We start from the raw sequence: 17,822 nt of genomic DNA, 5'->3' as shown, positions 1-17,822 counted from the left end.
ACAAATGTCCGAAAAAATCACCAAAGAAACTGTCCTGACACTGCCGCTGATTCTCCTGGCCATCAGCCACGCCGTCACCGACCTCAGCCAGGGGGCGCTGCCCGTACTGCTGCCCTTCCTCAAAAACGCTTTCGACCTGACGTACGCCCAGGTAGGTATGATCGTGCTGGCTCAAAATATCACTTCGTCGGTGATCCAGCCTGCCTTCGGCTATGTCGCCGACCGCCTCTCCCTGCCGTGGCTTATCCCGGCGGGTGTCCTGCTGTCGGGGATCGGCATCGCCGTCACCGGCCTCGTCGGTTCCTACGCTGCCCTGCTGGCGATCGTCATCGTCACCGGGATGGGGGTAGCCGCCTTCCACCCGCAGGGCTCGAAGAGCGCCCACTTCGTAAGCGCCAGCAGCCGGCGTGGCCAGAGCATGGCGGTATTTTCCGTCGGCGGCAACCTCGGCATGGCCCTGGGTACGATCTTTATGGGCTTACTTCTTACCCTGCCCGGAGCGATGGTCAACACCCCTTGGTTTCTCCTGCCGGCCGGCATAACCGCGGCGCTTGTCTGGCTGAACCTGCCCCGCCTTTCCCCTCCGCCCCAGACCGCCGCCGGCCAAAAAAGCCGCGCCAAGGCCCAACTGCCGGTATTCCTGCTCACCGTTCTCCTGGCCTTTATCCTTGTCCGCACCACAATCCAGGCCGGACTTACCACCTTTATCCCTCTTTATTATGTGAACTATCTCGGCGGCAGCGCCGTCTACGCAGGCTACCTGCTGTCCGCCTTCCTGATGGCAGGCGTAGTCGGCACCTTTGTCGGCGGCACGCTCAGCGACAGGTTCGGCCGTAAGACGCTAATTGTCGGCTCGATGCTTATTTCCTGGCCGCTGCTCGCCCTGTTTCAATTCACAACCGGCTTGATGACGGTAGTGCTTGTGGCCGCGGTCGGTTTTACCCTTATCGCGAGCTTCTCGCCCCTCCTGGTACTCGCCCAGGAAATAATGCCCGGCTACGAGGCGATGGCCGCCGGCCTCACGATCGGTTTCAGCATCGGCCTCGGCGGCATCGGCGTCACGGTGCTCGGCTACGTAGCCGACCACTTCGGCATCCCCAGTGTCTTCACCGTCATTTCCGTTTTGCCGGCAGGCACCATTGGTCTCGCCCTGCTGCTTCCCGGCGGCTGGTTCAAACGCGACAATCCGTCCACGGCCTGAGCTGCTAATGGAAGACGAAGGAGACCCATCCGTACGGGATGAGTCTCCTTCGTTATTTTTTTATCTCAGGCTTTGCTGCCTTTCGCCGTTGCCACCAGTTCTCTCAGGGCGGCGCGATGGCCGAGCACGATCATGATGTCCCCGGCGCCGATGACCATGTCGGCGCTGGGGGTGGTAATGAGTTCGTTGCCACGCTTGACGGCTACGACGATCGAGTCGAACCTCTCCTTGATGCCGCTGGCGGCCAGCCTTACCCCCGCGAGCGCTGATACCGGCGAAACAGCGATTTCGGCGATATCGAGGTGGAGTTCCTGGTTGTAAAAGACATTTTCCACGAAATCCATGATAACCGGCCTGGTAACGGCCGACACCATCTGCCGCCCGCCCATTACCGACGGAAAAATCACAGTATCGGCCCCGGCCCGCCGCAGCTTTTCCTCGGCCTCCGGCCGCTCGGCCCGTGACACCACGCTAATCCGGGGGTTGAGGCTCTTGGCGGTCAGCGTGACATAAACGTTGTCCGCGTCGTGGGACAGCGTCGTTATCACTCCTTTGGCCCTTTCTATACCGGCGGCCAGCAGCACCTCGTCGCGGGTGGCGTCGCCGTGCACCGCCGTCACTTTGTCCTCGGCGAGCTGCCCATATACTTCCTGACTGTTTTCGATGACGACAAAATCCGCGGCTTCGTGTTTGAGGCGCCTGACGACATTGCCGCCGACCCTGCCGGCGCCACAAACGATGATATGGCTGTCCATCGAAGCAATCTTACGATTCATGCCCCGTCTCCCCATCATGTTTTTCAACTGACCCTCGACCATCAGGCTGAAAAGGTATGTGAACGAATAGTAGGTCGTGCCGACACCCAGGACGATCAGGACCATCGTGAAAATTCGCCCGGCGGTGGTCTTTGGCACGATATCGCCGTAGCCCACGGTGGCGACGGTGACGACCGTCATATAGAAGGAGTCCATGGGCGACAGGTTCTCCACCGCCATGAAGCCGAACGTGCCGAACGTCAGCAGGACGACGAAGGCCGCCAAAATAATTTTCAGCCGGTCCGCTGCCATGGGTTCACCTCGAAAGGGTATTATCCCCCGAATGCCGAATTTATCCATTATCCATTTTTCAAAGGAGGAAGCTTCATGAACGATTTTAAAGCCTGGCATAACGACACTCTCGGCGCCAAGGCCGCGGAAGCTCTTGCCAAAAACAATTTCCAGGCCTCGTACGTTAAGACGCGCAAGGAAGCCATCGACAAGGTGCTGAGCCTCGTCCCGGCAGACGCCTCCGTAGGTATTGGCGGTTCGTGGACCACCGGCACCGATCTCGGCCTGCCCGCCGTCCTCGAAGGCCGCGGCAACACCATCTACAACCACGGCAAACCCGGTCTGTCCCTGGAAGAGGCCGTGGCCATCCGCCGCCAGCAGCTTACCTGCGACGTATTCCTTACCGGCACGAACGCGGTCACTCTGGACGGCAAACTGGTCAACGTCGACGGCTCCGGCAACAGGGCCGCCGCGATGATCTTCGGGCCGAAAAAGGTCGTCATCGTCGCCGGCGTCAACAAAATCGTCCGCGACGTTGAAGAAGCCGAGCGCCGCATCGAGCTCTACGCCGCACCGATCAATAACAAGCGGCTGGGCAAAACTAACCCCTGCACGACAACCGGCATGTGTATGGATTGCCAGGGACCCGGCCGCATCTGTAACGTTACCACCATCATCCGCAAGCGGCTGCCGTTCACGGAAACCCACGTGATCATCGTCGGCGAGGAGCTTGGCTTTTAGGCGTCCCGGCTATCTCCGTAATTAGCAAAAAGTGCTCTTTATGCAAAGAGCACTTTTTCTTTTAACCTCTAAGCTCGAGCAGCTTTTTCGTCTTGTCGGAGATGTTCTCGCTGCTGCCCCTGGGAACAGCGGCCTCATAGCGTTTCGCCGCCTCGGCCACCAGTTCGGGGTCGATGCTCGTCGGTACGGCGAGGATACGGTCGATGCGGGCGGCGAAATCGTTGGCCGCCAATGCGGAATCGTCCGCCGCCGCGCTGGAGACGGCCTCGTCCTTCTTGCCGACGACGATGTTGTATTTTGTCAGGTCCTGGCCGAGGATTTGGCTGGCCGCCGCCATATCGGCGTTTCTCAGGGCTGTCTTGAAGTCGTTTTTGGCCTGGCCGGAAAGCTGCTTGTAGCCCGACAGGACGGTTTCCCGTTCATTTTCGGGCAACTGAGCCTTCAGGTCGCGGATTTCCCGCGCTTCACCTTTGCGGAGCGAACCGAGGGCCGCGGCGCCGAGCAATATACCGAATATGTTCATATCATGTACCTCCAGGTATATTATCCCAGATCAATATATTGTGTTTCTTCGGCAAAAAACTCCTTATTCCTGCAAAACCACCCCAAAATAGGCTATCGCCATATAATTACTTTGCCAATTGCCAGCATAGAGAACGTCAAAAACGGCTTACCCGCATGGATAAGCCGTTTTTGCGCCGCGGACAGCCGCAGCCCTTATTCACTCAGTTGGTGGGCGATGACAGGATCGAACTGCCGACATCCTGCTTGTAAGGCAGGCGCTCTCCCAGCTGAGCTAATCGCCCAAGTGGTGACCCGTAGGGGACTCGAACCCCTGTTCCCGCCGTGAAAGGGCGGTGTCTTAACCGCTTGACCAACGGGCCAATTTGGCTCCTCGAGTAGGACTCGAACCTACAACCCCGCGGTTAACAGCCGCGTGCTCTACCATTGAGCTATCGAGGAACAACGTAGATTATTATATCCTGCCGGAAAGAACTTGTCAAGCTATTTGCCTCGCGCTTCGGGATTGAGGCAGTTGGGCGGCAGTTCGCTCCGCAGCGCGGCCAGGATGTTGCGGCAGGCCATACGGGCTATGCCTGTGCGGCATTCGAGCGTCGCGCTGCCGACATGCGGGGCAAGGACGACATTGTCGAGTTTTAGCAGACCGGGTTCCACTAGCGGTTCGCACTCGAACACGTCGAGGCCGGCGCCGGCGATCGCGCGCGCCTCCAGGGCGGCAACGAGCGCCTTTTCGTCCACCACCGGGCCGCGGGCCGTGTTGACGAGGACGGCTGTCTTCTTCATCATCGCCAGTTCGGGAGCGCCGATCAAATGGCGGGTCTGCTCGGTCAGCGGCACGTGGAGGGAAACGAAGTCGGCTTCGCGCAGGAGGGTGGCCAAGGGAACGAAACGGGCGCCGGTAGCTTTTTCGAAGTCGGGTTTGGGGGAATTGGCGGTATACAAAATGTCCATATTAAAGCCAAGAGCGCGCTTGGCCATCGCCAGGCCGATGCGCCCGCCGCCGACGATTCCCAGCGTTGTGCCGGAAACGTCGCTGCCCAGCATAAAGAGCGGCCCCCAGCTTTTCCACTGCCCCGCCCGCACCAGGCGGTCGCATTCACCAATCCGGCGGGCCGCGGCCAACAGCAGCGCCCAGGCCAGGTCGGCGGTCGCGTCGGTCACCACGTCGGGTGTGTTGGTAACCCATATGCCGCGGGAAGTGGCGGCGGCGACGTCGATATTATTGTAGCCCACGCCGAAGTTGGCGACGACGCGGCAGGTGGGGGCGGCGGCAGCGCACACCGCGTCGTCGATGCGGTCGCCCACCGCCAGTATCGCGTCGCAACCCCTGACGGCGGACAGCAGTTCCTCGCGGCTGAACGATTCGTCTTCAGCCGGCCTGACGATCCGGCATTTTTCCGCCAGCGTGTCGGTAAACGTATCCGGCAGCCAGCGGCTTAGTACAACAGTTGCTTTATCCATCCTAATCACCTCCTTTCCATTGTATCAAATGCGACCAGTCCAGCCAACCTCTTCTTGTCGGCAGGATAAGATACTTACGCGGCCAATAGAATATAGTGTGCTACCAATTTTGAGGAGGAATACCTATGGACTCCCGCATCCAAACCCTCGCCCATAACCTTGTCCACTACTCCGCCGCCCTCGCCCCCGGCGAGAATATCCTCATCGAGACGGTCGACGGGGCGCTCCCGCTTGCCAAGGCTATCGTCGACGAGGCTTACCGGGCTGGCGCCGTTCCCTTCCTCAGCCTCAAGAACAGCCAACTCCTCCGCGCTCTTCTCCGTAACGCCACGGCCGAGCAGTTGAGCATGGCCGGCGAATGGGAGGCGGCGCGCATGAAGGCTATGGACGCCTATATCGCGATAAGGGCCAGCGACAACGTCAGCGAGATGGCCGACGTCCCTGCCGCCAAGCTGCAGCTTTACCAGCAGAACTGGGTCAAACCCGTCCACCTCGATATCCGCGTACCCGATACGAAGTGGTGCGTCCTCCGCTATCCAAGTCCGTCGATGGCCCAGTTGGCCAACACGAGCACCGAAGCGTTCGAGGACTTCTATTTCCGCGTCTGCACCCTCGACTACGCAAAGATGGCCGCCGCCATGGAGCCACTCATCGCCCTCCTGGAGCGCACAGACCGGGTGCGAATAACCGGTCCCGGAACAGATCTCTCTTTTTCCGTCCGCGGCATCCCGGCCGTCAAGTGCGCCGGCCGACGCAACATACCCGACGGCGAGGTGTACACCGCGCCGGTGAAAGACTCCGCCAACGGCGTTATCAGCTATAACGCCCCCGCCGTCTACCAGGGCTTCACCTACGAAAACATCCGCCTCGAATTTCGGGACGGAAAAATCGTCGGCGCCACCGCCAACGACAGCGAAAAAATCAATAAAGTCTTCGACACCGACGGCGGCGCCCGCTACGTCGGCGAGTTTGCCCTCGGCGTAAACCCCTATATCGAACGGCCGATGAAGGACACTCTTTTCGACGAGAAGATCAGCGGCTCGTTCCACTTCACTCCCGGCAACGCTTACGAAAAAGCCTTCAACGGCAATAAGTCCGCCATCCACTGGGACCTCGTCTGCATCCAGACCCCGCCTTACGGCGGCGGCGAAATCCATTTCGACGACACGCTCATCCGCAAGGACGGCCGGTTCGTGCCCGAGGAACTGCAGGGACTCAACCCCGAAAATCTGAAATAACTAATAAACTGCCGGCCTAAGGCCGGCAGTAGCATTTATTTAAGCAGTTCCTTAATGAATGTCGGCAGGGCGAAGCTGCTCTTCTGCAGCTCCCTGTTCCAGTAGCGGGTCTTCAGGTCTGGCAGCTTGGCCGTATCGACGGCGAGCGGGTCGTGCTTTTTGGAGCCGATGGTGAAGCAGTGGGTGCCGCCCGGGTAGAGGGGGATCTGGGCGAGATAGGTCCTGGCGATGGGGAAGAGAGCCTCAATATCCTTTCTGAGACGCTTGAGGAGCGGCTGGTGGTAAAAGGGCGATTCGGTCTGCTGCACGAACAGGCCGTCGGTCTTGAGCGCTTTGTAGCAGTCGGCGTAGAATTTGCCGGTAAACAGGCCTTCCCCCGGCCCGATCGGGTCGGAGCAATCGACGATTATGACGTCGTAGGTGTTCTCGGCCTGAGCCATATGGTCGATGCCGTCGCCGATCTTGAGGTGGAACTTGTCGTGGCCGTTTATCAGCACGGTGCTTATTTCCGGCAGGAACTGCTTGCATACGTCGACAACCATGCCATCGATCTCGACCATCTCCACCCGCTCGATTCCCGGATGGCGGACGACCTCTCTCGCCGTGCCGCCGTCGCCCCCGCCGATGATGAGCACGCTCTTGGGATTGGGGTGAACGAACATCGGCACATGGGCGATCATCTCGTGATAAATGAACTCGTCAAAAATGCTGGTCTGGAAAACGCCGTCCAGGGCCAGCATGCGACCGAACTCATACGTATCCAGCACGGCGACTTCCTGGAAGTCGGACTTGCCCATGTAGAGCGTCTCCTTGATCCTGGCGCTCAGGCTCAGATCCTTGGTCTGGAATTCGCTGTACCACAGTTCCATGTGCAGAAGCCTCCTTGAAGTGTTTTCTTGTCAGTTTACTCCGCAATGTTTAATTTAGCATAATTTGCCGTCCGGGGAAAGAGGCATGACGAAAAAACTCTATTGACGCCCGCGGATGGGCGAGGTCTTATGCATAAGGCCGGTGCGGCGGATTTGGGTCGTCACCTTGACGTTGACCTCGGCCGTCGGGTATTTGCTGTCGAAGTCGAACTGCCGATACTCGTTGTACGTGCTGAACCGCGGGCGTATATATTTGCCGAAATTTGCCGGGTCGCTCCCCACCTGCTGAGTGTAGCGAACGGTCTTTAACACGTCCTGGCGGATGACCGCCGATATCTGATCCTCCAAAAGCTGGTTGTAGTTGCGCGATTCGTAATTAATGCCGCTGCCGATGCTTGTCACCTCGCCTTCCAACAAGATGTCGATGTCGATAACCACATTGCCGTCCACCAGCCTGACATCGATTTTCGGCTGGCGGCCGGGGCGGAGGTGGACATTTATGGCGCTCTTCGGCTGGAGCGGATCCTGAACCGTAATGTAACCGCGCCGGAACTCGCCCACAAGCATGGCGAGCATGCGGCTCTCCTCGCTCGTCAGCTTTCCAACCATCTTGTCGCCGCGGAACAGGGCCGCGCCGATAAGGGTGACCGGGTTGCCGCCGCGTATGCCCACCCCTTCGGCCAGATACTCGCCCGTTTTCTCGCCGGCGACCAGCCCGCCCTGCGGCTTGCCCTCGCCTGACCCGGAACTGATGCCGGCCAGGACGGCGTAGGGACTGCCGCTGCCCGCCTTGAGACTGACGTAAAAGTCGTGGATAAAGGAGCGCGGATAATAACCCGTCTCACTGGCGCTGGCCATTTGGCCTTCTACCCAACGGGTCCCCAGTTTTTCGATGATTGGCTTATTCGCGCGGATAAGCTCTGCCGCGGTTGTATTGTCGGCGATATGGATGTACATCGAGCCGCGGAACTCACGGAAGCGGAGGAGCGGGCCGAGAGCATCTCCTACCCCTTTGCGGGCCAGCGACTCGCCGATGACGAATACTTTGACGTGGGACAGGCTGGGGACGCGGGCGACCTGGGAATTCAGGAGGTCGCGGGCCACCGCCAGCGACGGGGCGTTGAAGGTAATGGCTTCGGATGATAGCCCGCCGCCGCCCATGCCGGCTTCGCCCCCCTGGGCACTAGGCTTGGCCAGGCGGTAGGTGACATTAAGCTGCCCGCCGGGGGCGGCGTCGATGCCGACTGTGATGACATAAGTCACTTCGTCGGTCTCGCGCGAACCGTTGCAGCCGAGGGTAAGGAGTGCGGCGAGCAGGCAGAGGACGGCCGTTACGCGAACCATGATCTTTTCTTCCTCCCCTTGAAGTAGGCGACGGCCGACAGCAGCAACGGCCCGCCGTAAACCCCGGCGCTGAGCAGCATGATAAGACGGTTGTCCGCTTCTACTACCGCGTTGAGGTCAGGGGGAATGACGGCCAGGTTAACGACGATCAGGGCCACCATAGGCACGAGCGGCCGGAGACTTGGCAGCCCAAGCGGCCGGGCGATAAGGCAGAGCGCAATGAAGATATCGATAGCGATTGCCAGCAGGCCGACAATTACCCAGATGACAATAAAGAGTGACTCGATGCGCTGCACATAGCGGCTGAGGTAGACGAGCCGCGACATCTCGAAGAAGGGCAGCGTCTTCTCCATTCCCTCCGCCACCCCGAACGCAAGCAGAAAGAAAAAGATGACCAGCGTGCGTAGCGCGGCGCTGACGCCGCCGCCGTAGAAAGCTGCCGTCTTAAGCGTCGCCGGCTTCTGGAAGCTCGGCGCCAGAATAAGCAGCAACAAAACGCCGAAATTGAGACCGGCCAGCGTCAGACCACGCCCCACGGCCGTCCCGATCCCCGCCCCCTGCCACGGAAGCAGGCGGTAGATGTCGTAAAACGGCGCGAGCAGCAGGATGACGGCCAGCACGCCGCCAACGATAAAGGGCATCACAAGATAAGCGGTGCGGGCTATGCCCTCGATGCCGAAAAAAACCAAAATGGCGGCGAAGCTGATGTACCAGAATATTATCACCCGGAATTCGGTGGCCGGAAGGGCGCTCAGGAGGGTGTTTTCGGCGAATTGCCGCAGCAGCGACGCGGCGTCAAGGATGAACAAGGCAAAGTAGAAAAAAGCAAACGCCCATGCCCCGGCCTTTCCAAGCAGGCGCTCGCTGACGCCGTACAGGTCATCTTTAAAGCGGCCTGTCACACGGGCAAGCAGATAGAACATGGCCAGAGCGATTGCCCAATTGAGCAGGGGAGCGGCCCACGAAAGATTCTGCAAGGTAGAAATGGTGATTGCCGGCGACGTCAGAAAAACCCGCGGCAGCATTATCACGAAAGTCAGGCCGATGCCTTCGGCGACGCCCATCAGACCAGGCTGATAGCTCATCTTTCTCCCTCCCGCTCCGGCTGCTCCTGCTCCCACACTCGGCTGGGCTGCGCCTGACGGCTCGGGTCGAGGGGATTGAGGGGGTCGGGGCGCCGTTCCCGCCGCCACACCGCACCGCGCGTGACGACATCCAGGCCGGCGACCGTCCTGGGAGCTATCGGCACCATATAGGGCACGCCGAACGATTTCATGCTGCACAGGGCGACAGTCATCACCAGAAGGCCGCTTGCCAGGCCGACCAAGCCCATGGCTACCGACGCGAGCAATAACCCGAACCGGCTGAGGCGGGCGAAAAAGGCCATCCGGAACTCGGGAATGATCGAGGACGCCAGGCCGGTTATCGCCACCAGAATAACGATGATCGGGCTGACGATCCGGGCCGCCACCGCCGCCTGGCCGAGGATGATCGCGCCTACGATGCCGATTGTCGAGCCGAGCACGCCGGGTATGCGCACCCCCGCCTCGCGGATGAGTTCGAAGGAAACCTCCATCATAAAGATTTCGAACCAGGCCGGGAAGGGCACTTCTTCACGGGCGGCCGCAATTGCCAGTGCCAGCTCGGTCGGCAGCGCCTCCTGGTGGAAGTAGGTGAGGGCGATGTAAAGGCCGGGAAGGACGGTCGACAACAGTGTGCCGAACAGGCGCAGGAAGCGGAGAAAGTTGGCCGCCGCCGGCTGAAGGCTGAAGTCCTCGCCCGAATGGAAAAAGGTGAAAAATAGCGCCGGCGCCACCAGCGCGAAAGGCGACCCTTCGACGATGATCGCCACCCGGCCCTCGGCCAGATGGGCAGCCACCCTGTCGGGGCGCTCGGTGGAGAGGGACTGCGGCAGCGGCAGGACGAATCGGTCCTCGATAAACTGCTCGAGGTGCCCAGAGTCGTTGAGGTAGTCGCTGTCAACCTTGCTTATGCGCCGTTTTACTTCGGCAACGAGCTTCGGGCTGGCCACCGACTCCAGGTACATCACCGCGCAGTTCATCCTGGTGCGGGCCCCTATCGGGATAAGCTCGGTGACGAGGTCGGTCGCCCGCAGCATCGACCTCACCAGTCCGGTGTTCACCCGCAGATTCTCGCTGAAAGCCGCCTGCGAGCCGCGAATGCTCTGTTCGGTCATCGGCCTGCCTACACCGCGGTGCTCCCAGCCTTTGGTTTCGACCAGCAACGCTTCTGATGCGCCGTCGAAGAAGATGACCGTGTCGCCGCTGTTAACTCCGGACTGAACCTCGCGGAAGGTCCCGGCCTGCTTGACCTGGGTACCGGGGAGAAGCTCCTCGCTTATCTGTTTGAGCAGGCCCTCGCCGCCCGTCTGACGCCGGCCGCCGGCCAGCAACATCAATGGCTGGAGAATGCCCAACGTGATGAAGTTGCCATTGGTCAGCCCCTCAAGAAAGACGAGAGTCGCCTTGAGGGGCGGCTCGGTGCCCAGCGTTATGTGGCGCAGCACGACATCTTTATTTGCCGGCAGGCTGTATAGCACCTCGATAATTTTCCGGTTCTCCTCCAGGCTGGTGCTGACCGGACGTTCCGCCATGTTATCGGCGTAGGTATCGTATGACAACAGGATGGGACGCAGCGCTGTCCACTGCTCTTCCAGCGCCGCGCATTCGGCTGCAAGAACCCCGCCTTTATCCGCCCACTCCCCGGCTTCCAGCGCCGCCTTGGTCTTAACGATGGTTATTTCCAGCCTCCGGCCGAAACGGATGAGGGCCTCAAGTTCCCCGCCAGCGCTCTGCAGGCCGTCTTCTGTCTTCGCGCCGTCTTCCCGCCCGTCGTCGAATCCTTCCCCCAGCACGAAACGGCTGGGCTCGGCCGGCGGCCGGTAAACGAACAGCCGCCTGAGCAGCCTGCCTATCTTGAACAGCGAATTGTCTTCCACCGGATTCCACCTTCGGGAAATATTACTGTCCCTATTCTTCCCTGACAGGGGTAATATATCCGGACTTAGGGGGCATAAACGAAAGCGGCGGGCATCGCCCGCCGTCCTTGCGGCCTTTGTCAAAAGCGGCCGCTAATCTTGGTTGTCTATTCCGTCGCTGTTCCGATATTTCGGTAAGCTGAATCCGTGGCCGAGGACTTCCACCGCATCCTGCACGATCATCAGGGCGTGCGAATCGATGGCGTCGACGATCGGTTTTATTTTGGCCATCTGGGTCAGTGAAACCACCACGAAAACCACTCTCTTGTCCTCGCGGGTGAAGGCCCCCTGGCCCTTGATGAACGTTACTCCCCGCCCGACTTCGTTCATAATCGCCGCGGCGATCTCGTCGCTGCATTCGGAAATAATCAAAACGGTCTTTTTGGTATTGAAACCGGCGATTACTTTGTCGACCGTCATCGCGCTGACATACATCGAAACCAGCGTAAACATCGCCGGCTTGGCGCCGAACAGGAAAGCGGCGACCGTCATCAGGACGGCGTTGATGGCGAGCATTACGTGGCCGGCGTTGAAGGCGAAATACTTCTTCACCAGTACCACGATGATATCCGAGCCACCCAGGCTGCCGTTGACGCGGAAGACGATCCCCGAGCCGACGCCCGACACGAGGCCGCCGAAAATGGCGGCCAGCAGCGTATCGTCGACCGCCGGTCTGGCGGTGAGAAAATTGGTGGCGTCGATGGCAACGGTGAATATTACCAGACCGTAGAGGGCGCACAGAAAATACGCCCGGTCCATGAAGCGATATGCGGCGTAGAAGAGGGGGATGTTGAAAACTGCGATCATCAGGCCGATCGGCCAGTCAGACAGATAATGGAGGATCATTGCGATACCGGCAATGCCCCCGCTCAGCAGGAAATGCGGCACGAAAAAAGCGTTGATGGCGACGCCGCAAATGAGTCCGCCGACGCCGGTAAACATATACCGCATAGCCTCGCGGCGCCATTCTTCCTTTGCAGTTAATTGCATGCTGCTTCCCTCCGGAGCGTCTTTTTCGGCTGGTCCCCCAACCGACTTTTATTATATAGGTTGTCCCGTCCGCACGCAATATCGCCGCAAAGAAGAAACCCCGCGAGGCGGGGTTTTGAGCCGTTAGAATTCGTCTTCCCAAGATATGAATGGCTTCTCTACATCGACCATCGCGTTCACCATCAGTTCGACAAGGCCGCCGTAGATGATGTTGTACTTGTCGCGGAAGCCGTAGTGCTCCATTAGCGAGTCGCGGGCAGCGCCCTTGCAGTTGGAGCAAGGGGCGCAGTAATATTTGGGGATGGAGGGGTCGAGGCAGTCCTTGAACGCCTCCAGCACCTGATTAGCCTTCATGCGTGACGCCACATTGTTCCGCCACTCCGGGAAGTTCAGCGAATTCATCACGGCGAAACCGCTGCCGCCGCCGCAGCAATAATTCATTACGCCGGCGTTGGGCATTTCACGGAAGCAACCGGGCGGAGTAATGGCCTTGAGGACGTTGCGTTGCGGCGAAACGATGCCCATCAGGCGGACCATGTTGCAGGGGTCGTGGAGGGTAATCGGGAAGTTGTTCTTGCTGGGGTCGAACTTGATCGCCCCGCTGGTGACGATCTGCTCCAAGAGCGGCAGGCAACCCTCGCGGGGGATGGCCAGATCGCCCACGCACACCCGGTCGGCGATTTCGACGATCGCCTTGGTGGCATGACCGCATTCGCCGACGACGATCCGCCGCACGCCCAGTTTCTTCGCGGCCTGGACCTGGGCAACAGCCACGCGGGCAAACTGGAAATCGTCGTACCAGGTGCCGTAGTTTACCCCTTCGTAACCCATCGATTCGCTCGACAGCGTCCAGTCTATGCCGGCGGCGTCGAGGAGGATGGCGAAGGCGGCCGGGTTCTCCGGCCAGGATACGTATTCGCCGGCATTATGGATGAGAAGGATGTCGGCCCCCTTCTTGTCGATGGGAATTTTTATCCTTCTGCCGATTCTCTCTTCGATGTCGTCTTCGATGAACTCGATGGTGTCGAGGAAGGCGGCCGGCGTCATGCCGGTCGAGGAGCCGGTTTGCAGGTGGCGCATCGAGCCGCTCTTATGCACGCCCTCGGCGGCGATACCGAGTTCCTGGCTGAACAGTTTCCTTAATTCGCGGTTCATCAGAGCGTTATCGACCCCTACCGGGCAGGTGGCGGCGCAGCGGCGGCAGATGGTGCAGCGGTAGGTCAGTTCGGCAAGGCGGTAAATGGTCCGCCAGTTGAGTTCGACGTCGGCGCCGACGAAGCCGCCGAGCAGGCGGCCCTCGGTTGTGAAATAACGCTGGTAGATTTTACGCAGCAGTTCGGAGCGGTAGTTTGGGCGGTAAATGTCCTGGCGGCCGCTCTCGACGTAAATGGGGCACGCCTCGTTGCAAGTGTTGCAGCGCACGCAGTAGTCGGTGCTGAGCGAGGTCGGCTGCATGAACGTCCAGTTGCTTTCTTGGGAAAACAGTTTTTCCAGGCCGCGGAGGAACTTGTTGACGAGTTCTTCCTCCGCCTCTTTGGTGGCCGGCGGGGTTAGAGCGAGAGCCGAGAAGCCGTCGAGGGAAAAGTCGTATTTCTCTTTCCAGTCCGGCTTTACGGGTTTAAAAGGCTTTTCCTCGTAGCCGGGAACCTTGTCCAGGTCGGTAACGGCCAGCGGGCATAAAATTTCGGCCTGTTTGGCGATATCTTTGTGACTGACTTTATGTTTCATATTTACTTCCCATCCTCCTTCGGCTTGGCTGGATTGGCCGTCGCCTGCTCCAGCCAGGAGTCTCCGGATTTCAGGTGAGGAGCCGCCCACTGAGCTTTGTAGTGCAGATAGCCGCCGATCATTTTCTCGAGGCTGCCGCCAGCGACGAGCGGCTCGTCGTCCCACATGATGTTGTGATAGAAGAAATATTTGGCGGCGAAGTGCAGCATGCGGCTGAAGGGCAGGTAGATGAGGAAGATGCCGAACAGCAGTACTTCAAGCGTCATCATAGGAGGCAGGGTTATCGGTTTGAAGGTGTACAGCGAAACGGCGTAGCCCCTGGCGAGGACAAAAGAGGGGTCTTCGATCAGCCAAGCGGCCAGCCCGATGCCGAACAGAGCGATAAGCAGGTAGAGGTTGAGGAAGGTAATCGGCGATGAATAGTCTTTGAGATCTTCGTCGGTGTAACGCATCCACAGCAGCCCCAGGCAGCCGTAAAGACCAAGGACGAGACCTACCGCTCCGGCGATGACCGTAACTACGTTCAAAGCCTGAGCCCAAAAGACCGTCGATGCGCCGGAAATCTTCAGGCCGCCGATCAGCTCCATGATGGCGCCGAATTTCACGAGGCCTATCCAGCCGATGATGAGATAGAAGCCGGCATGCATGGGGTAGGAGAAGTTCCACATCTTACGGTTATAGAGAAAAGTACGCTTGAGGAGGAGAATCTCTTCGGCCATTTCGGCCAGCTCGTGGGCAAGGCTAATGTGACGGGGCTGTTTCCAGAACTCGACCTTTTGGAAAGCCGAGCCTGCCGGCCCCTCGTGGGCGATCGGGTAAAGATCCCACCGCAGGTGACGGGGCATAGAAGCAATTGTGATAACCTTCTTCAGGGTAGCGGCGACAAAAACGATGACAGCCAGGTACATGAAGGGACCGGCGATCAGCCAGCTTAATGTGTCACCCATAGGCGTAGTCCTCCCGTACGATTATTTCACTTCAATTGTAGCAGACTGCCCCCCGACTTCATATGTGGTTTTTGTCACAAACTCATAGAGGAATGTTATAACCTGATAAGTAACGGGTTCACGGAAAATCCAGGGAGAAAACCAGCAGGTTGCCGGCCGCGGCGCGGGGAATACTAACAGGAGTGACTGCGGAGGTGTTGCCGGTGTCCTTCTGGCTGATGAAAACCGAACCCGACGAATTCTGCTACGACGATCTGGTCCGCCTGGGGCGCGACCGCTGGAACGGGGTGCGCAACTTCCGCGCCCTCGCCAACATGCGGCAGATGGCGGCCGGCGATCTTGTCTTCATCTATCACACCGGAAAAGAAAAGGCCATCGTCGGCGTCGCCGAGATTGTCGCGCCCGCGTACCCCGACCCGGCCGGCGACGACGCGCGCTTCGTGGTCGTGGATGTTGCCCCGCGTTACCGCCTCCAACGGCCGGTTACGCTGCGAGAGGTCAAGAGCGACCCGGCCTTCGCCGACTGGGAACTGGCGCGCCTCCCCCGCCTGTCGGTGATGCCCGTGCCGCCGGAGCACTGGCAGCATATTCTCAACATGGCGCAGGAAAGAATCTGACGGCATGCGAAAACCCGGGGAATCTCCCCGGGTTTTGTTGTTGTGCGCCAACAAGGTTAATACCTTAGACCTTGAACCTGCCGACCGCCGCCTGCAGATCGCCCGCCATTTTGGCCAGCTCCCGGCTGGACGAGGCGATTTCCTCCAACGACGCCGACTGTTCCTCGGTGGCTGCCGATACCGTCTCGGTCTGGCCCATCGTATCCTGGCTGATGACTTTGATCCCACCGACAGCCTTGACCGTTTGTTCGCTGTCGCCGGCGAATTCGTTTATGACGGCCGCTACCTCTCCCGACCGCGCGGATACTTCGCCCACAAGCTCGATTATGCTTTTGAACGCCTGTCCGGCCAAAGATACCATCTTCGTACCCTCGCCGACCTCTCTGGTGCCCTTTTCCATCGCCGTCACCGCCTGGGCGGTTTCCGCCTGTATTCCGCCGATCAGGTCAGCGATTTGGCCAGCAGCTCGTTGAGACTGCTCGGCAAGCTGTCGCACCTCTTCCGCCACTACCGCAAAACCTCGCCCTTGTTCGCCCGCCCGGGCAGCCTCGATGGCGGCGTTGAGAGCGAGCAGGTTGGTCTGACCGGCGATACCGGTGATCGTATCGATAATCTGGCCGATCTCCTTGGACTGTTCGCCCAACTTGGCGACTACGGCCGCCGAGTCGTTGACCGTCGCTTCGATCCGGGCCATCTGGGAAACTGCCGTTTCGACCGCCTGGCCGCCTTCGCCGGCCGAATGGGCTGCCTTGCCGGCGAGGTCCGCCGCCGTCCGAACATCGACGGCGACCTGCCGTGCGCCTACCGACATCCGGTCAACGGTTTCGGCGGTAACAGTGACTGCTTCAAGTTGTTTTCCGGCGCCGGCCGCCACCTCGGTGATCGATTCGGCCACCTGCCCGGCCGCCTGAGCCGATTGCTCTGCGCTGGCGGTCAGTTCCTGGCTCGATGCCGCAAGCGTTTCGGCCAGGCCGCTGACTTGGGTAACAAGAGCCCGGAGATCGGCCACCATTTTGTTGAAGCCGGCCGCCAGAGTTCCGATCTCGTCGCGCGATTCAACCGACACCACCCGGGTCAGATCTCCTCCCGCCACCTGGCTCACGCCCTCGGCAAGCCGCTGTACCGGACCGGCAATACCCCTGGCCAGCATAAAGGCGAAGCAGGAGCCGAGGACAAGAGCGAACAGCGCGGCCACCGCGATGGCGGTCAGCATTCGGTTGCGTTCAGCGTACATCTCGGAAAGGTTTTGGCCGGCGAAGATTATGCCCAGCGGTTTATTATTCGGGCTCATAATCGGTGCGTAGGCGGTAAAGTGATCGACACCGAGGATTTCTGCCCGGCCGACGAACCGCTCCCCTTTCCCCAGTATTTTGGCGGAGAGCTCTTCGCCGAGCTTTGTGCCGATCTGTCGCTTGCCGTCTTTGACGATGGTGGTTGAGACTCGCTCATTGCCGAGAAAGAAGGTTGCTTCCACCCCGAACATCTTCTTGACTTGATCGACAATCTCGTCGCGGCTGGCGGTATAGCCGGGCGTCACCACGCCGACTATCTTTCCTTCAGCGTTTTTCACCGGCGCACCGGCGCGGACGGACAGCTTGACTACCGTGCCGGGCTCGACGGCGGCGAGAACGCTGCCCTTGAGGGCAGCCTGGACATTGGCCTGGTTGGCGACACTGTCGCCCGTTTTCGCGTCGTGGGTGCGGGCAACGACCACGCCCTTATCATCACTTATCGTGACCGAGTCTATCTTCGCCTCCTTGGCAAACGGCCCCAATATGCGGATAACAGCGCCTGTGTCCTTGGCCTCGATAGCTTGGCTGAGCCCGGGATACGCGGCCATTACCAGCGCGTTGGCGCTCGCAAGTTTCTTATAATCCTCGAGGATGTTCGCCATCCCCTCAAGGCCCTGGATGGCGTTGGCTTCATAGGCCTTTTCCTGTGTCTTGCCGAGAAAGTATACTGCCGGCACGGTTGCGGCGGCCACAGCCACTGCGACGAGGATAATGACATAGACGATCAGCTTTTGCTTGATTCCCATTGCCACTTCCATCTCAGCTCCCCTGATTGTTGATTTTGTCAATAAGTTATTTTCGCCTCAATCTAACAGATTCCTATTACAA

The 17,822-nt window shown here is 59.7% G+C and carries 15 protein-coding genes and 3 tRNA genes; 4 read left to right on the top strand and 14 right to left on the bottom strand.

What is annotated here, in order from left to right:
* Window positions 1-4 precede the first annotated feature (4 nt).
* Window positions 5-1,201 carry an MFS transporter gene (locus tag RIN56_07925; GenBank protein MDR7866735.1) on the top strand — a complete coding sequence of 399 codons (1,197 nt, stop codon included), beginning with the start codon at window positions 5-7 and terminating at the stop codon, window positions 1,199-1,201.
* Between the two features lie 65 nt (window positions 1,202-1,266).
* On the opposite strand, the gene RIN56_07920 is transcribed toward RIN56_07925, so the two are convergent.
* Window positions 1,267-2,268 carry a potassium channel protein gene (locus tag RIN56_07920; protein MDR7866734.1) on the bottom strand — a complete coding sequence of 334 codons (1,002 nt, stop codon included), beginning with the start codon at window positions 2,266-2,268 and terminating at the stop codon, window positions 1,267-1,269.
* A gap of 75 nt (window positions 2,269-2,343) precedes the next feature.
* On the opposite strand from RIN56_07920, the gene RIN56_07915 reads away from it, so the two are divergent.
* On the top strand, window positions 2,344-2,988 hold the full coding sequence (locus tag RIN56_07915; protein ID MDR7866733.1) for a lactate utilization protein: 645 nt from the start codon (window positions 2,344-2,346) through the stop codon (window positions 2,986-2,988).
* Between the two features lie 61 nt (window positions 2,989-3,049).
* Here the strand turns inward: RIN56_07915 and RIN56_07910 are convergent, their stop codons facing one another.
* From RIN56_07910 to RIN56_07890, 5 genes are all read right to left on the bottom strand, one after another.
* Entirely contained in the window at window positions 3,050-3,511 is a 462-nt protein-coding gene (locus tag RIN56_07910) for a hypothetical protein (GenBank protein ID MDR7866732.1), read from the bottom strand.
* A 207-nt stretch (window positions 3,512-3,718) separates the two neighbouring features.
* Window positions 3,719-3,794: transfer RNA gene (locus tag RIN56_07905), tRNA-Val, on the bottom strand.
* Between the two features lie 3 nt (window positions 3,795-3,797).
* A tRNA-Glu gene (locus RIN56_07900) sits at window positions 3,798-3,872 on the bottom strand.
* Window positions 3,873-3,876: 4 nt separating this feature from the next.
* Window positions 3,877-3,951 (bottom strand) — tRNA-Asn (locus RIN56_07895).
* Between the two features lie 42 nt (window positions 3,952-3,993).
* Entirely contained in the window at window positions 3,994-4,971 is a 978-nt protein-coding gene (locus RIN56_07890) for a D-glycerate dehydrogenase (protein ID MDR7866731.1), read from the bottom strand.
* A gap of 125 nt (window positions 4,972-5,096) precedes the next feature.
* Between RIN56_07890 and RIN56_07885 the strand changes: the two genes are divergently transcribed.
* The gene (locus tag RIN56_07885; protein ID MDR7866730.1) at window positions 5,097-6,209 is read left to right on the top strand and encodes an aminopeptidase; all 1,113 of its coding nucleotides are present in this window, start codon (window positions 5,097-5,099) and stop codon (window positions 6,207-6,209) included.
* 35 nt (window positions 6,210-6,244) lie between these two features.
* On the opposite strand, the gene speE is transcribed toward RIN56_07885, so the two are convergent.
* The 7 genes from speE to RIN56_07850 form a co-directional block, all read right to left on the bottom strand.
* Window positions 6,245-7,078 carry a polyamine aminopropyltransferase gene (gene speE / locus RIN56_07880; protein MDR7866729.1) on the bottom strand — a complete coding sequence of 278 codons (834 nt, stop codon included), beginning with the start codon at window positions 7,076-7,078 and terminating at the stop codon, window positions 6,245-6,247.
* A gap of 99 nt (window positions 7,079-7,177) precedes the next feature.
* Window positions 7,178-8,422: a Ger(x)C family spore germination protein gene (locus RIN56_07875; GenBank protein MDR7866728.1), complete on the bottom strand. Its 1,245-nt coding sequence runs from the start codon at window positions 8,420-8,422 to the stop codon at window positions 7,178-7,180.
* Window positions 8,410-9,507, bottom strand: coding sequence for a GerAB/ArcD/ProY family transporter (locus RIN56_07870; protein ID MDR7866727.1), 1,098 nt, complete (start codon window positions 9,505-9,507; stop codon window positions 8,410-8,412). Before RIN56_07870 ends, RIN56_07875 begins: the two co-directional genes overlap by 13 nt.
* On the bottom strand, window positions 9,504-11,381 hold the full coding sequence (locus RIN56_07865; protein ID MDR7866726.1) for a spore germination protein: 1,878 nt from the start codon (window positions 11,379-11,381) through the stop codon (window positions 9,504-9,506). The genes RIN56_07870 and RIN56_07865 overlap by 4 nt, the downstream gene beginning before the upstream one ends.
* A 132-nt stretch (window positions 11,382-11,513) precedes the next feature.
* Entirely contained in the window at window positions 11,514-12,410 is an 897-nt protein-coding gene (locus RIN56_07860; GenBank protein ID MDR7866725.1) for a YitT family protein, read from the bottom strand.
* Between the two features lie 123 nt (window positions 12,411-12,533).
* Window positions 12,534-14,138 (bottom strand): (Fe-S)-binding protein, encoded by a 1,605-nt coding sequence (locus RIN56_07855; protein ID MDR7866724.1) that lies wholly within the window; start codon window positions 14,136-14,138, stop codon window positions 12,534-12,536.
* A gap of 2 nt (window positions 14,139-14,140) precedes the next feature.
* Complete coding sequence (locus RIN56_07850; protein ID MDR7866723.1) at window positions 14,141-15,085, bottom strand: respiratory nitrate reductase subunit gamma; 945 nt, start codon at window positions 15,083-15,085, stop codon at window positions 14,141-14,143.
* Window positions 15,086-15,288: 203 nt separating this feature from the next.
* On the opposite strand from RIN56_07850, the gene RIN56_07845 reads away from it, so the two are divergent.
* Entirely contained in the window at window positions 15,289-15,702 is a 414-nt protein-coding gene (locus RIN56_07845; GenBank protein MDR7866722.1) for an EVE domain-containing protein, read from the top strand.
* A 64-nt stretch (window positions 15,703-15,766) separates the two neighbouring features.
* On the opposite strand, the gene RIN56_07840 is transcribed toward RIN56_07845, so the two are convergent.
* The gene (locus RIN56_07840) at window positions 15,767-17,752 is read right to left on the bottom strand and encodes a methyl-accepting chemotaxis protein (GenBank protein ID MDR7866721.1); all 1,986 of its coding nucleotides are present in this window, start codon (window positions 17,750-17,752) and stop codon (window positions 15,767-15,769) included.
* Window positions 17,753-17,822 lie beyond the last annotated feature (70 nt).

The sequence above is a fragment of the Sporomusaceae bacterium genome (genome assembly GCA_031460455.1).
GTDB lineage: Bacteria > Bacillota > Negativicutes > Sporomusales > UBA7701 > Anaeroselena.
This window is presented reverse-complemented; position numbering and strand designations above follow the sequence as displayed.